The organism is Blautia sp. HCN-1074 (assembly GCF_037890165.1).
In the GTDB taxonomy this organism is placed as follows: Bacteria; Bacillota; Clostridia; order Lachnospirales; family Lachnospiraceae; genus Blautia_A.
This window is the reverse complement of record NZ_JBBKBP010000003.1, coordinates 96,734-111,273: the sequence shown is the minus strand read 5'-3', so window position 1 is coordinate 111,273 and position 14,540 is coordinate 96,734. Positions and strand designations below refer to the sequence as shown.

Annotated in this window: 10 protein-coding genes; all 10 read left to right on the top strand. The window is 42.0% G+C overall.

The window, feature by feature from the left end; genetic code table 11:
- Window positions 1-7: 7 nt before the first annotated feature.
- The 10 genes from WKT11_RS04375 (at window position 8) to WKT11_RS04330 (ending at window position 14,416) form a co-directional block, all read left to right on the top strand.
- Window positions 8-1,603 carry a helix-turn-helix domain-containing protein gene (locus WKT11_RS04375; RefSeq protein WP_117674484.1) on the top strand — a complete coding sequence of 532 codons (1,596 nt, stop codon included), beginning with the start codon at window positions 8-10 and terminating at the stop codon, window positions 1,601-1,603.
- Window positions 1,603-2,724 carry a sugar ABC transporter substrate-binding protein gene (locus WKT11_RS04370; protein WP_118590474.1) on the top strand — a complete coding sequence of 374 codons (1,122 nt, stop codon included), beginning with the start codon at window positions 1,603-1,605 and terminating at the stop codon, window positions 2,722-2,724. Before WKT11_RS04375 ends, WKT11_RS04370 begins: the two co-directional genes overlap by 1 nt.
- A gap of 323 nt (window positions 2,725-3,047) precedes the next feature.
- Window positions 3,048-4,064 (top strand): multiple monosaccharide ABC transporter substrate-binding protein, encoded by a 1,017-nt coding sequence (chvE, locus tag WKT11_RS04365; RefSeq protein WP_442860610.1) that lies wholly within the window; start codon window positions 3,048-3,050, stop codon window positions 4,062-4,064.
- 163 nt (window positions 4,065-4,227) lie between these two features.
- Window positions 4,228-5,766: a multiple monosaccharide ABC transporter ATP-binding protein gene (mmsA, locus tag WKT11_RS04360; RefSeq protein WP_117674399.1), complete on the top strand. Its 1,539-nt coding sequence runs from the start codon at window positions 4,228-4,230 to the stop codon at window positions 5,764-5,766.
- A 5-nt stretch (window positions 5,767-5,771) separates the two neighbouring features.
- Window positions 5,772-6,944 carry a multiple monosaccharide ABC transporter permease gene (gene mmsB / locus WKT11_RS04355; RefSeq protein WP_340282820.1) on the top strand — a complete coding sequence of 391 codons (1,173 nt, stop codon included), beginning with the start codon at window positions 5,772-5,774 and terminating at the stop codon, window positions 6,942-6,944.
- A 177-nt stretch (window positions 6,945-7,121) separates the two neighbouring features.
- A complete protein-coding gene (locus WKT11_RS04350) occupies window positions 7,122-7,844 on the top strand; it encodes a phosphatase (protein WP_118419821.1) in 723 nt (240 codons plus the stop codon).
- 231 nt (window positions 7,845-8,075) lie between these two features.
- Entirely contained in the window at window positions 8,076-10,157 is a 2,082-nt protein-coding gene (locus WKT11_RS04345) for an ATP-binding protein (RefSeq protein ID WP_118247010.1), read from the top strand.
- Window positions 10,158-10,297: 140 nt separating this feature from the next.
- Window positions 10,298-10,603, top strand: coding sequence for a YerC/YecD family TrpR-related protein (locus WKT11_RS04340; RefSeq protein ID WP_117674403.1), 306 nt, complete (start codon window positions 10,298-10,300; stop codon window positions 10,601-10,603).
- A gap of 406 nt (window positions 10,604-11,009) precedes the next feature.
- The gene (locus WKT11_RS04335; protein WP_340282816.1) at window positions 11,010-11,234 is read left to right on the top strand and encodes a hypothetical protein; all 225 of its coding nucleotides are present in this window, start codon (window positions 11,010-11,012) and stop codon (window positions 11,232-11,234) included.
- Window positions 11,231-14,416: a glycoside hydrolase family 2 TIM barrel-domain containing protein gene (locus WKT11_RS04330; RefSeq protein ID WP_340282813.1), complete on the top strand. Its 3,186-nt coding sequence runs from the start codon at window positions 11,231-11,233 to the stop codon at window positions 14,414-14,416. The genes WKT11_RS04335 and WKT11_RS04330 overlap by 4 nt, the downstream gene beginning before the upstream one ends.
- The last annotated feature ends 124 nt before the right edge of the window (window positions 14,417-14,540 follow it).

Below are 14,540 nucleotides of genomic sequence, written 5' to 3'. Positions count from 1 at the left end.
AGAAGCAATGTACAGAATTTTGTTAGCAGATGATGAAGGTATCATGCTGGAGTCGTTAAAGAAAATCATTGAATCTGAATATGGAAATGAATGTGAGATTCACTGTGCAAAGTCAGGCAGAGTCGTGGTGGAGATGGCACAGGCATATCCGCCGGATATCTGCTTCATGGATATACAGATGCCAGGAATCAGTGGCATTCAGGCAATCAAAGAAATTAAGAAGTTCAACAGTTCCGCAGTCTTTGTGATCATAACGGCCTATGATAAATTCAATTATGCAAAAGAGGCGCTGAGTCTGGGAGTACAGGAATTTCTTACCAAACCTGTAAATAAAAAGGTAATCCTGGAGACCTGTGCAAAAATGATGGCAAAGGTAGACCAGACGCGCCAAAAAAGAAGTGATGATCTTCGTATCAGAGAAAAACTTGAGACAGTCGTACCTATGATAGAAAGTGGTTATATCAATAATATTCTGTTGCAGGATGATTTTGTCACGTATCAGGATAATTATACACAGCTTCTGGATATTCAGCAGAAATATGGCTACATGATGGTTGTAGAATTTGGCGATTCTCTGGAGAATGGAGTGTTGAGCAACGCAGTAGGAGCAAGTGTCAGGGCAAATAAATTCTACTCTACTTTCCGCGAGATCGCTCAGGATTTCTTTGAATGTCTGGTAGGTCCGATCATGGGTAACAGAATCGTACTTCTGGTTCCATATGAAGAAGAGAAAGAGGATTACGAGGAGAGAGTTGCCATTGTTACAAGGGCCAGAAACATGGTACATAAATTTGAGAACAGAATCGACAGTATGTTTCGTTGTGGAATCGGAAGAGTCAAAGAACTGGGCAGCGTAAAGGAATCTTTCCAGGAGGCAGTAGTTGCGCTCAGAGAGAGTACCAGCCATGTGGTGCATATCGAGGATGTGCCGGTAGCACAGAAATATGAGGGAGAATATCCAAGGGATTTGGAGAGCAGATATCAGAAACGAATTCTGGAGAAGGATGTAGCAGGTGCTCTTAACTGTGCAAATGAATTTTTTGAATGGATGGAGGGACAATCTGCCGTTTCCAGAGAGGATGTGGAGATTAAGATTCTGGAGCTGGTAATGGATGCGGAACGCAGGGCTTTCTTTGCAGGAACCATGAAATATAATATTAATGACAGACGCGGATATATCAGGGAACTCCAGGCATGCCCGAACATGGAAAGTCTGAGAAACTGGTTTCTGGACAAAACAAGAGAAATCGGTGCAAAGATGGAGGATTCTAAGGAGAAAGAGGCAGTTAGTGTTATAGACAGGGCGAAAGAATATATCGATGAAAACTTCCGCAAGGATATTTCATTGGATGATGTTTCAAGAGAAGTGGATATCAGTCCGTATTATTTCAGTAAATTATTTAAGCAGGAGACGGGCAAGAACTTTATTGAACATCTGACAGAAATACGACTGAAAAATGCCAGAGAGCTTTTGCAGGATTCTCAGCTGTCTATCAAAGAGATATGTGCACAGTCCGGATATAGTGACCCGAATTATTTCAGCAGGATCTTTAAGAAATATGAGGGTGTGACACCGAGTGAGTTCAGAGAGAGGTTAGGCTGATGAAGGGACATATAACAGATAAGAAGAAAAAATCAGAAAAGAAGGGTGCTGTAAAGAGGATATTTTTGGGGGCACTACTGATTGGTATAGGAGCATTGATTCTAGGCGGATGTGGTTCTTCTACAGAGGAAACACAAAGTGAACAGGAAAAGACAGCGTCTGCTAAGAAAGAAGACGATAAGATACAGATCGGACTTACAGTGGATTCTTTTGTCATCGAAAGATGGATTCGCGACAGAGACGTTTTTGTGGCGACTGCCAGAGAAATGGGTGCGGACGTAAATGTGCAGGATGCAGGGGCAGATGCTAAAGAACAGATCAGCCAGATTGAATATTTTATCAGCAAACAGGTGGATGTGATCGTGGTGATTGCCAGGGACTGTGGCGCTCTTTCAGACGTGATACAGAAAGCCCAGAATGCAGGAATCCCTGTTATTTCTTATGACAGAATGATTAACAACTCGAATACGAATCTTTATATATCCTTTGATAACCGCAAGGTAGGCGAAATTATGGCACAGGCATTGATCGATGCGATTCCTCAGGGTGGAGATATTTTTATGATCCAGGGATCTTCCACGGACAATAATGTCCACATGCTCAAGAAAGGTTTTGATGATGTGCTGAAGAATTCAGATCTTAATGTCGTTTATGAAGCAAATTGTGAAGGCTGGATGGCAGAACTGGCGGAAGGATATATGGAAGAAGCACTGGAGAAATATCCGCATGTCAAAGGCATCATGTGTGGAAATGATGACATTGCCAGTCAGGTCGTGGAGGTACTTGCAGAGAACCAGATGGCGGGAGATGTAATTGTCGTGGGACAGGATGGAGATCTGGCTGCCTGCCAGAGAATCGTAGAGGGAACGCAGTACATGACTGCATTTAAGCCAATCGAAGATCTTGCAAGAGAAGCTGCGAAATATGCGGTGGAGATCGGAAGCGGCAAAGACCCTTCCGAGCTGGAAGGCGTGACAGAGACTGTAAACGACGGAACTTATGATGTACCGTCCAGAATCCTTGAACCAATTGCGGTGACAAAAGAGAATATAGACAAAGTAATCATTGACGGTGGTTTTCACCGAAGAGACGAAGTTTATCTGAATGCGGATTATAGCTGAGGTTTTGGGGGAGTTACGATACTGACAAATTGCTCCGCTGCTAGGCAACTCCCGCAATTCTGCAAACATTCGGAATCCGCGGATTTACTGCGTAAATCAGCTACTTCCTTCTAGCACTTTTTTGTAACAAAAATGTCCTGTTCTATGCAGGGCATTTTTTATTTTTCTTAAAATGTCTTGTTTCTTGCCAACCAAGTCCAGACTTCTGTGTGCTATAGTAACATCATCAAGAAAACGTGAGAAACGTAAAAAAAGAAACGGAGGTTTTTACAATGAAAAAGAAACTGGTATCTGCAATCCTTTGCGCATCAATGGTAGCTGGAATGGTAGTCATCCCGGGTGTAGCTGTTAAAGCGGATGACAAGAAACTGATCGGTGTTACAATGCCTACCAAGGACCTTCAGAGATGGAATCAGGATGGCGAGAACATGAAGAAAGAGCTGGAAGCAGCTGGCTATGAAGTAGACCTTCAGTATGCATCCAACGACGTAAGCACACAGGTTTCACAGCTTGAGAACCAGGTAGCAAACGGATGTGACCTTCTGGTTGTAGCATCTATCGACGGAAGCAGCCTTGGCGAGCCACTGAAACAGGCAAAAGAAGCAGGAATCCCGGTTATCTCCTATGACCGTCTGCTTATGAACTCAGACGCAGTTTCCTACTATGCAACATTTGATAACTACAAAGTAGGTCAGAAACAGGGCGAATACTTAGTAGATGCACTTGATCTTGACAATCAGGACGGACCATTCAATATCGAATTATTCACAGGTGATCCTGGTGATAACAACTGTAACTTCTTCTTCGGCGGAGCAATGGATGTACTTCAGAAATACATCGACGAAGGCAAACTGGTAGTTAAATCCGGACAGACAGAGTTCGAGCAGGTTGCAACTGCTAACTGGGACAGTGCAAAAGCTCAGGACAGAATGGATACAATCATCGCTGGTAACTACTCAGACGGAACAAACCTTGACGCAGTTCTCTGCTCCAACGACTCTACAGCACTTGGTGTAGAAAATGCTCTTGCAGCTTCCTACACAGGAGAATATCCAATCATCACCGGTCAGGACTGTGATACACCAAACGTTAAAAACCTTGTAGCTGGAAAACAGGCTATGTCAGTATTCAAAGATACACGTGCTCTTGCATCTGCAGTAGTTGATATGGTTGACGCTATCATGAAAGGTGAAGAACCAGAAGTTAACGATACAGAATCCTATGACAACGGCACAGGCGTTATCCCAACATACCTTTGCGATCCGGTTGTTGTTACTGTTGACAACTACAAAGAAATGCTGATTGACTCTGGATACTATACAGAAGATCAGATCCAGTAATAAAACAAGTATTTTATATTACAGGCGGGGATAATTCCCGCCTGTATTTACCAGAGTGTGTTTGAAAAATCATTTCTGCAATGCAGAAAGTATTTTTCAAACACGCTCTAAGTTAACCCGCCGCAGGCAGGATTCTTTTATAAAAAAGGGAGGGAAATAGAAGTTGGCTAAGATACTTTTGGAAATGAAAAATATCACCAAAACTTTCCCAGGTGTAAAAGCACTGGATAATGTAAATCTTCAGGTAGAAGAAGGCGAGATCCATGCGCTGGTAGGTGAAAATGGAGCCGGAAAATCTACACTGATGAATGTATTAAGTGGTATTTATCCGTATGGAACTTATGAAGGCAATATTATCTATAATGGTGAGATCTGTAAATTTAACACGATTAAAGACAGCGAAGAAAAAGGGATCGTAATCATTCACCAGGAACTGGCGCTGATCCCATATATGACGATTGGCGAGAACATGTACCTGGGTAATGAAAGAGGGAAATCTTTCTCCATCAACTGGAACGAGACTTATGGAGAAGCAGATAAATATTTGAAAATAGTAGGACTGGAGGAATCCTCCAGAACTTTGATCAAGGATATTGGTGTAGGTAAGCAGCAGCTGGTAGAGATTGCAAAGGCGCTGGCAAAGAATGCCAAACTTCTGATTCTGGATGAACCGACAGCCTCCTTAAATGAGGATGACTCCAAGGCATTGCTGGATCTGTTGCTGAAATTTAAGAAACAGGGAATGACATCTATCATCATTTCTCACAAATTAAATGAAATTTCATACGTTGCAGATAAGATTACCGTTATCCGTGACGGTTCTACGATTGAGACTCTGGATAAGAAGAAAGATGACTTCTCAGAGCAGCGTATCATTCAGGGTATGGTTGGCCGTGAGATGACAGACCGTTTCCCGAGACGTCCTGACGTAAAGATAGGAGACGTTTCCATGGAAGTAAAGAACTGGACTGTTTACCATCCACTGTACTCAGAGCGAAAAGTGGTAGATAATGTATCATTTAAGATTCATAAAGGAGAAGTAGTAGGTATTTCCGGACTGATGGGTGCAGGACGTACAGAGCTTGCGATGAGTATCTTCGGAAAGAGCTACGGAACCAAAATTTCCGGTCAGGTGTTTATCAACGGAAAAGAAGTGAAACTGGATACTGTACAGGAAGCAATTGATAATAAACTTGCTTATGTTACAGAGGACAGAAAAGGAAACGGACTGATCCTTTCCAAATCCATCAAAATGAATACATCCCTTGCAAATATGAAGGGAATCAGCAATGGACAGGTTATCGATGCAGATAAAGAGTATGCGATAGCTGAGGAATATAGAAAGAAACTGAAAACAAAATGTCCGTCTGTAGAGCAGAATGTAGGTAACTTAAGTGGTGGAAACCAGCAGAAAGTCCTTCTTGCGAAGTGGATGTTTGCAGAACCGGATATTCTGATTCTGGATGAGCCTACCCGTGGTATCGACGTAGGTGCAAAATACGAAATTTACTGTATTATTAACGATCTGGTAGCAGCAGGAAAATCTGTTATCATGATTTCTTCTGAACTTCCGGAAGTTCTTGGAATGTCAGACAGAATCTATATCATGAATGAGGGCAAGTTCGTCGGTGAAGTCAGCAAAGAAGAGGCAACCTCCGAGCTGATCATGTCCAAGATCGTAAAATCAGGAAAAGGAGCGTAAAGAAGATGGAGAAAAAGCTTAGTTTTTCAGAGATATTAAAGAAATATACCATGGTGATCGTGCTTGTTCTGGTAGTCATCATGTTTACGGCAAACACTAAAGGTGTTATGCTTCTTCCTCAGAACGTTAACAACCTTGTAGCACAGAATGCTTATGTATTTATCCTTGCAACTGGTATGTTGTTCTGTATTTTAACTGGTGGTAACATCGACCTTTCTGTTGGTTCTGTTGTATGTTTCGTAGCAGCAGTTGGTGGTAAGATGATGGTTCTTAACAACATGAATCCATATCTTACAATGCTGGTTATGCTGATTACAGGTATTGCGATCGGTGCCTGGCAGGGATTCTGGATTGCTTATGTACGAATTCCTCCGTTTATCGTAACTCTGGCAGGTATGCTTGCATTCAGAGGTCTTTCAAACGTAGTTCTTCAGGGCCAGACACTGGCACCAATGCCTGATTCTTATCTGGCACTGTTTAACAATTACATTCCGGATCCTTTTGGAAAAGAAGGATTTAATGTTACATGTTTCGTGGTTGGTATTATCGTTTGTATTGTTTATGTTTTACTTGTACTGAAAAACCGTGCAGATCGTGCTAAGAAAGGTTATAGTGTAGAGGCTTTTGGTGGCGCAGCGATTAAGATGGTCCTGATCTGTGCAGTTATCCTTGCATTTATGTTCCGTCTGGCACAGTATAAAGGTATTCCGAACTCTCTGGTTTGGGTAGTAGTTATCATTGCAATTTATACATATATTGCTTCTAAGACTACTACAGGTCGTTATTTCTATGCAGTTGGTGGTAATGAGAAGGCTACTAAGCTTTCTGGTATTAATACAAATAAGGTTTATTTTCTGGCTTACCTGAATATGGGTCTTCTGGCTGCTATCGCAGGTATGGTTACTATGGCTCGTCTGAATTCTGCTAACCCTCAGGCTGGTACGAACTTCGAGATGGATGCGATTGGTTCCTGTTTCATTGGTGGTGCTTCTGCTTATGGTGGAACTGGTACTGTTCCGGGAGTTATTATTGGTGCTCTTTTGATGGGTGTTTTGAACTTAGGTATGAGTATTATGGGTATTGACCAGAATATTCAGAAGGTTGTTAAAGGTTTGGTTCTGCTGGCAGCGGTTATTTTTGATGTTGTAAGTAAGAGAAAATCCTTTATCGTAAAATAATATGGTATTCTTCCTCCTGGGAGAGAAATTGCAGGGCTCGCGAGATTGTGGGCTCTGTTTTTTTCGTCTGGTGGGAGATTTTAAACTTGAGATGTAAAATAAAATTTACTTGTGGAATGTAAGGGGATGGACGTATAATAAAGTGAAATATTTGTACGAGTGAGGAGAGGGACTATTATGAAATATAATTCTGTGCTGGATCTGCATACACATACGGTGGCTAGCGGGCATGCGTATTGTTCGTTGAGGGAGATGGCGAAGGCGGCTTCGGAGAAGGGGCTTGAGGTGCTTGGGATTACGGAGCATGCGCCGATGATGCCGGGGACTTGTCATAAGTATTATTTTGATAATCTTAAGGTTGTGCCGAGGGAGATGTATGGGATTCAGCTGCTTTTGGGGTCTGAGGTGAATATTCTGGATGCGCAGGGGTCTGTGGATCTGTCGGAGCGGACACTTTCGAAGATGGATGTGGTGGTTGCGAGTCTGCATATTCCTTGTATGAAGCCGGCTTCTAAGCTGGAGAATACAGAAGGGTATCTGAATGTGATGAAGAATCCGTATGTGAATATTATCGGGCATCCGGATGATGGGAGATATGAGATTGATTATGAGGCGCTTGTGCAGGGTGCGAAGGAGTATGGGAAGGTTCTGGAGTTGAATAATCATTCGCTGGATCCGGATTGTAATCGTGAGAATGCGGTGGAGAATGATACGGTGATGTTGAATCTGTGTAAGAAGTATCAGGTGCCGGTTGTGATGGATAGTGATGCGCATTTTGATCTGCTGATCGGGGAGTTTGATCTGGCGAGGAAGCTTCTTACGAAGCTGGATTTCCCGGAGGAGCTGGTGCTTAACCGGTCTGCGGATGCGATTAAGGAGTATGTGAATCGCAGATTTTGACGATAGGATGTGAAGTAGTTTTCCTTATGGAGAGCAGCAGTTATACCGTAAGGTGAGGAGATGGTGTTGCCTGATGGGAGATTTGTTTTGTGTAACTATAGAAATTTTAGGTTAATATTGTGAATGGAATGAACAGTAACCTGATTTTAGGTTGAGACAACTGGAAATTTGTGCTACTATGAATTGAGACTATAGTATAAGAAAGAAAACTCAAACGATGAGGATTTTTTGATGGATCAAAAAAGGAAAATGAAACGGAAATATATACGATTAAAGACGACATTGGTCTTTATTTTTATATTTCTGGCTGTCTGGTGTGTGATCTGGATAATTAATCAGAGCCAGGAGAGGCGGGAGAAGTTAAAAGCTACTTATACAGCGGAGTCTACTGTAAGCCGGGTGGAATCTCAGCTGAGCAAATATCTTGCGGAATCGGATCTGATGAAGCAGATCGTGGAAAAGGAATATGATATAGATAACGAACAGTTTGACAAATTGGCAGAGCTGATGCAGGAGGATGAGGACGTGATAGAGGCCAGGGAACTGGCAGAGGATGGAGTTGTATCGCGAATTTATCCGATGGAGGGAAATGAAGCAGCCATGGGTCTTGATACGCTTCAGAATCCTGCGAGAAAAAAGGAAGCGAGACTTGCAAGGCTAAGTGGTGAATATACGATTGCAGGACCGTATGAGCTGGTGCAGGGCGGAACCGGGGCGCTTCTTTTTGACCCGGCTTATATTACGGATCAGAATGGGGAAGAGAAGTTCTGGGGATTTTCTATTCTGGTAATGAACTGGGATAATTTTATTCAGGAAGTGGAACTGGAGAAGCTGGAAGAAGCGGGATATGATTATCAGATCTGGAAGAAAGACCTCTATACAGGTGAGAAAATCGTAATTGATGAAAGTGAGAATTCAAATTTGAATAATTCACTTGAGGTTGCCTGCAGTGTTCCGAATGATACCTGGTATTTCGAAATTGTGCCGGAGAATGGATGGATCACAGTTTCACAGAAAGTGTTTGGCGTTATTATTTCAATTGCACTGGCAGTGATGGCTTCTGTTGGATACTGGCAGTACAAAATGAGGCGGTATAAAGATATTCTGCATGAAGAAGAACTGGAAAAAGCGGCAATAGAGGCAAGAATGGCAAATGAGGCAAAGACACGTTTTCTGTTTTATATGAGCCATGATATCCGTACACCGATGAATGCAATCATAGGGTTTGCAGATCTTCTGGAAAAGCACCTGGATGATAAGAAAAGGGTGATTGATTATATTAGTAAGATCAAGCATTCCAGTTCGTTTTTGCTGTCTTTGATTAATTATGTTCTTGAGATGGCAAGGATTGAGAGTGGTAAGGCTACGCTTAAAACAGAGACAGGTGATCTGAAAAATCTTGTGAATACGCTGAATGATGTTTTTGAGCCTTCGATTGAGGAAAAAAAACTGCAATATACCTGTAACCTGAAAGTAGAGAATCCCTATGTGCATTGTGATAAGACGAAATTACGGGAGATTCTGCTGAATGTTATCAGTAATTCCATCAAGTATACACCGGAAGGCGGATCAGTTACTGTAGATATTACCGAAGAGGGACATGATGCAGAGAAAAAGGTGTCTTTTTACAGATTTACTATAGAAGATACCGGTATAGGGATGAGTAAGGAGTATCTGCCACATATTTTTGAAGAGTTCAGTCGTGAAAATACCAGTACGGAGAGTAAGGTTATCGGAACCGGTCTGGGGCTTCCGATTGTGAAATCACTGGTAGATCTTATGGGTGGAACGATTGAGGTCAGCAGTGAGGTTACTGTAGGTACAAAGACAATTATTATTCTTCCATTTCTGGTTTCAGAGGAAGAATGTAAGAATGCGGTGCAGGAGCAGCAGGAGAGCACGAAGCTTCTGACATTGCTGATGGGAAAACGGATTCTGCTTGCAGAGGATAATGAGCTGAATGCAGAGATTGCGATTACCATACTGGAAGAGGAAGGTCTGAAAGTGGAATGGGCAGAGGATGGAATCAAGTGTCTGGAAATGCTAAAAAAAGTGCCGGAAGATTATTATGATATGATCTTGATGGATATTCAGATGCCAAATATGGATGGTTACCGGACGACGGAAGAAATCAGAAGCCTGCCTGATAAGCGTGCACAGATTCCGATTGTGGCAATGACTGCGAATGTTTTTGATGAAGATAAGAAGAAAGCATATGAGGCCGGAATGAACGGGTACATAGCGAAACCAATTGATACAAAAGCGATATTTTCGACCCTTGGGGAGATTCTTCAGGAAAAATCTGAAAATTAAGGATTTCTTTCTGCTTAAATGCTTGCTTCTCGTGATTTAACGTGGTAAAATATCACTGTTAGAAATATGAAATGGACATTATAAATACAAATGTCCGTCCAGTGAAGAATTGAAGAGTAGAGTTCTAAAGGAGCAAAAAAATGAGTAAAAAAATCAGAACAGAGGCTGTAGATCAGCTTTTTGAAGCGATTTTATGCCTGAAGGATAAAGAAGAATGCTATACCTTCTTTGAAGATGTATGTACGATTAATGAACTTCTTTCATTATCACAGCGTTTTGAGGTTGCCAAGATGTTGATGGACAAGAGGACATATCTTGATATTTCCGAGAAGACCGGAGCTTCCACTGCAACGATCAGTCGTGTGAATCGTTCATTGAATTATGGAAATGATGGATATGAGATGGTGTTCTCCAGAATGGCGGAGAAGGACGCTGAAGGGAAATAGGATACAGAAGAGATAAAGCGTTTTAGGGCGTTTGAGAGAGCAGGCGGATGTTTTGGCCTGCTCTTTTTGTGTTATAAGTGGGAAGAGTAGAAAGATTAGAAAGATTAGATTAAGGGACGCGCAGAAAAATAGTTTCTTTCATGTGCGGTTTCGGACACTAAGATATTCTAAGGTATCGAAAATCCGCTAAAAGCATGAGAAGAAAAGTCTGGATTACTCGCTGGCGCTCAGACAAAGGACTTTTCTTCTCATAACGCGGATTTTTGATACCTAAGAATATCTAAGTATCCTGCAAATGCACATGAAAGAAACTATTTTTCTGCGCTGGTTACTGGATATATATATTTGTGTATTACGCTATATGACAGCCGGAAGTCATATTTTTCCGCTTCTTGGTGAGCGTTGGGTGCAGAATTATGGGACAGGTGTGGAGAATCTGCATTTTCATAATTTTATGGAAATTGGGTTTTGTTATTATGGGGATTGGATTCTTATGCTGGGTGAAAATGAAAAATATATGATCGAATTTGCAAACCGAATAGAAGAAGGAAATGTTATAATCGGAACTATAAGGAGCGATAAGGAATTAATAGGAATTCTAAAGATATTAAGATCAGGAGGAACAAGATGAAAACATTTGATTATTCACTGGTAAAAGATCCGCAGTATTTTTGCGATAACCGAATGGAAGCTCATTCAGATCATGTATATTATAAAGATAAAAAAGAGATGCAGGCTGCATTACAGGAAGGGGAGGGGACTTCTTTTCGTTACTGTCTGAATGGTCTGTGGAAGTTTCATTATGCCCGTAATTATGCAAATGTGATTCCAGGATTTGAAAAGGAAGAGTATTGTTGTTATGACTGGGAGGATATTCATGTACCGGCACATATCCAGATGGAAGGATATGATGCACCGCAGTATGCGAATGTTCAGTATCCATGGGAAGGACACGAGGAAATTCATCCGGGCGAGATTCCGGAGAGATTTAATCCGGTGGCAAGCTATGTGAAATATTTTACTGTACCGGCTCATATGAAAGGTAAGAGACTGTTTATTTCATTCCAGGGAGCAGAGAGTGGATTGGCACTCTGGCTGAACGGTACATTTATCGGATACAGTGAAGATTCTTTTACCCCGTCAGAATTTGAACTGACAGATTATGTGAAAGAAGGTCAGAATAAACTGGCTGCACAGGTATTTAAATGGACTTCCAGCAGCTGGTGTGAGGATCAGGATTTCTTCCGATTCTCAGGAATTTACAGAGATGTGTACCTTTACACAGTGCCGGATACTCACGCGTATGACCTTCAGATTCGTGCTATTCCGGAAGAAAATCTGGAATCAGCAGATATGGAAATCAAGGTAAAAACATGGGGAAAAGGAAGCATTACTTTTAAACTTGAAAAAGATGGCGAATGCATTCTGAAAGACAGAAAATTACTTTTGGAAGAAAATACTGATAAAATAATTGCCGCAGATGAAAGAAATGCAGGTGCGAATAAAGATACAAATGAAGACGCGACTGAAACACCGGGGATTTCGCATACATTAAAAACGAATAGCAGTAAAACCGCAGAGAGCAGCTATTTATGGAAAGTCAGCAACCCGGAATTCTGGAGTGCTGAAGATCCGCAGCTTTATGATCTTACAATAGAACTTTACGATGAAGCCGGAAATCTGCAGGAAGTGATTCCTCAGAAAGTGGGATTCAGACGTTTCGAAATGAAAGACGGAATCATGACGCTGAACGGAAAGCGTATCGTATTTAAGGGCGTAAACCGTCATGAGTTCAGTTCGGTCAGCGGAAGACATGTTTCAGAGGAGGAACTCCGTAAGGATCTTCGCATTATGAAGCAGAATAATATCAATGCCATCCGTACCTGCCATTATCCGGATACATCACTAATTTATCAGCTCTGTGATGAATATGGTATTTATATGATCGACGAGACAAATCTGGAATCTCATGGTTCCTGGGATACGGCGGAGTTTACAAAGGATTATACCCATGTTGTTCCTCATAACAAACCGGAATGGCTGGATATGATGCTTGACCGTGCCAACTCCATGTATCAGAGAGACAAGAATCATCCGGCAATCCTGATCTGGTCTTGTGGAAATGAATCTTTTGGCGGAAAAGATATCTATGAAATGTCTCAGCTTTTCCGTAAGAATGACCCTACCCGCCTGGTACATTATGAGGGACTTTTCCATGACCGTAGTTATAATGATACCAGTGATATGGAAAGCCAGATGTATCCATCTGTAGAAGCAATCAAAGAGTTCCTGGCAAAGGATGACAGCAAACCGTTTATCTGCTGTGAATACACACATGCCATGGGAAATTCCTGCGGTGCCATGCACAAATATACTGACCTGACAGATACAGAGCCCAAATATCAGGGTGGATTTATCTGGGATTACATTGACCAGTCTATTTATAAGAAAGACCGCTATGGAAAAGAGTTCCAGGCATATGGCGGTGATTTCGGAGAACGCCCTACAGACTATAATTTCAGTGGCAACGGAATTGCATATGGCGGTGACAGAGAGCCATCTCCAAAGATGCAGGAAGTGAAATTCAATTATCAGAATATTACTGCAGAGGTGACAGCTGACACAGTAAAAGTGATTAACAAGAACCTCTTTGTAAACACAGATACTTTTGACTGTAAGGTAACACTTGCAAAGAATGGAAAAGTGATCCGTACAGAAGCACTGGAAACAGCAGTTGAGCCATTGAGCGAGAAAGAATATAAACTGCCTTTTGAAACAGCAGAAGCAGCCGGAGAATATACAGTTACTGTTTCCTTCCATCTGAAAGAGGAAAAGGTGTGGGCATCGGCAGGGCATGAGATTGCGTTTGGACAGTATGTATACCAGGTACAGGAAAATGCTTCAGCAGAAACAGCAGTTGCGAAGCCGCAGATCATCCGAAGCACACACAATATCGGGGTCCGTGGCGAGCACTTCGAAGTAATGTTCTCCGTCCTCAACGGTGGTCTTGTTTCCTACAAATATGCGGGCAAAGAGATGATCGAGGCAATCCCGAAACCAAACTTCTGGCGCGCACCTACAGACAATGACTGTGGAAATCTTATGCAGATGCGCTACGCACAGTGGAAAATTGCCAGCATGTATTTAAGCCACAAAGAATACAGAAAAGGTGCATACGGCCCATCCAATTTACCACAGGCAGAAGAAATAGACCACTCTGTAAAAGTAACCTTTACCTATCTGATGCCAACCACACCAGCCAGTGAGTGTCAGCTCACCTACGAAGTATTCGGAGATGGAAAGGTGAAGACAACTTTAACTTATGACCCGGTAAAAGAATTTGGTGATATGCCGGAATTTGGCGTGATGTTTAAGTTCAATGCAGACTATGATAATGTTCAGTGGTATGGACTGGGAGAAGCTGAAACCTATGCAGACCGTAAAAAAGGTGCAAAACTGGGCATTTACCAGAATAAAGTTGTGGACAACATGGCAAGATACATGGTGCCGCAGGAATGTGGTGCAAAAGAGGAAGTACGCTGGGCAAAGATCACAGACCGCAAGGGCAGAGGAATGTACTTCGAGATGGATGGAGAACCAGTGATGTTCTCGGCACTTCCATACACTCCTCATGAGATGGAAAATGCCATGCATCCATACGAACTCCCGCAGATTCATTACACAGTAGTACGAGTAGCCAAAGGCCAGATGGGAATCGGCGGCGACGACAGTTGGGGAGCATACACCCATCCGGAATATTTGCTGAATACAGACGGAAAGATGGAATTCTCCTTTAGCTTTAAAGGAATTTAATATAGTTTATTTATTTAAAAAGCCATTTTCAGTCAGAAAGTGGCTTTTTAAATAATGCTAATAACATTTGTTGAAAATAAGTGGAACAGGATGTATCATTACAGAGAAAGAGTAAATCAAGTAC

Coding starts and splice junctions, on each gene's coding strand:
- WKT11_RS04375 (WP_117674484.1), top strand. CDS start 8: ATGTACAGAATTTTGTTAGCAGATGATGAAGGTATCATGCTGGAGTCG.
- WKT11_RS04370 (WP_118590474.1), top strand. CDS start 1,603: ATGAAGGGACATATAACAGATAAGAAGAAAAAATCAGAAAAGAAGGGT.
- chvE (WP_442860610.1), top strand. CDS start 3,048: ATGGTAGTCATCCCGGGTGTAGCTGTTAAAGCGGATGACAAGAAACTG.
- mmsB (WP_340282820.1), top strand. CDS start 5,772: ATGGAGAAAAAGCTTAGTTTTTCAGAGATATTAAAGAAATATACCATG.
- WKT11_RS04350 (WP_118419821.1), top strand. CDS start 7,122: ATGAAATATAATTCTGTGCTGGATCTGCATACACATACGGTGGCTAGC.
- WKT11_RS04345 (WP_118247010.1), top strand. CDS start 8,076: ATGGATCAAAAAAGGAAAATGAAACGGAAATATATACGATTAAAGACG.
- WKT11_RS04340 (WP_117674403.1), top strand. CDS start 10,298: ATGAGTAAAAAAATCAGAACAGAGGCTGTAGATCAGCTTTTTGAAGCG.
- WKT11_RS04330 (WP_340282813.1), top strand. CDS start 11,231: ATGAAAACATTTGATTATTCACTGGTAAAAGATCCGCAGTATTTTTGC.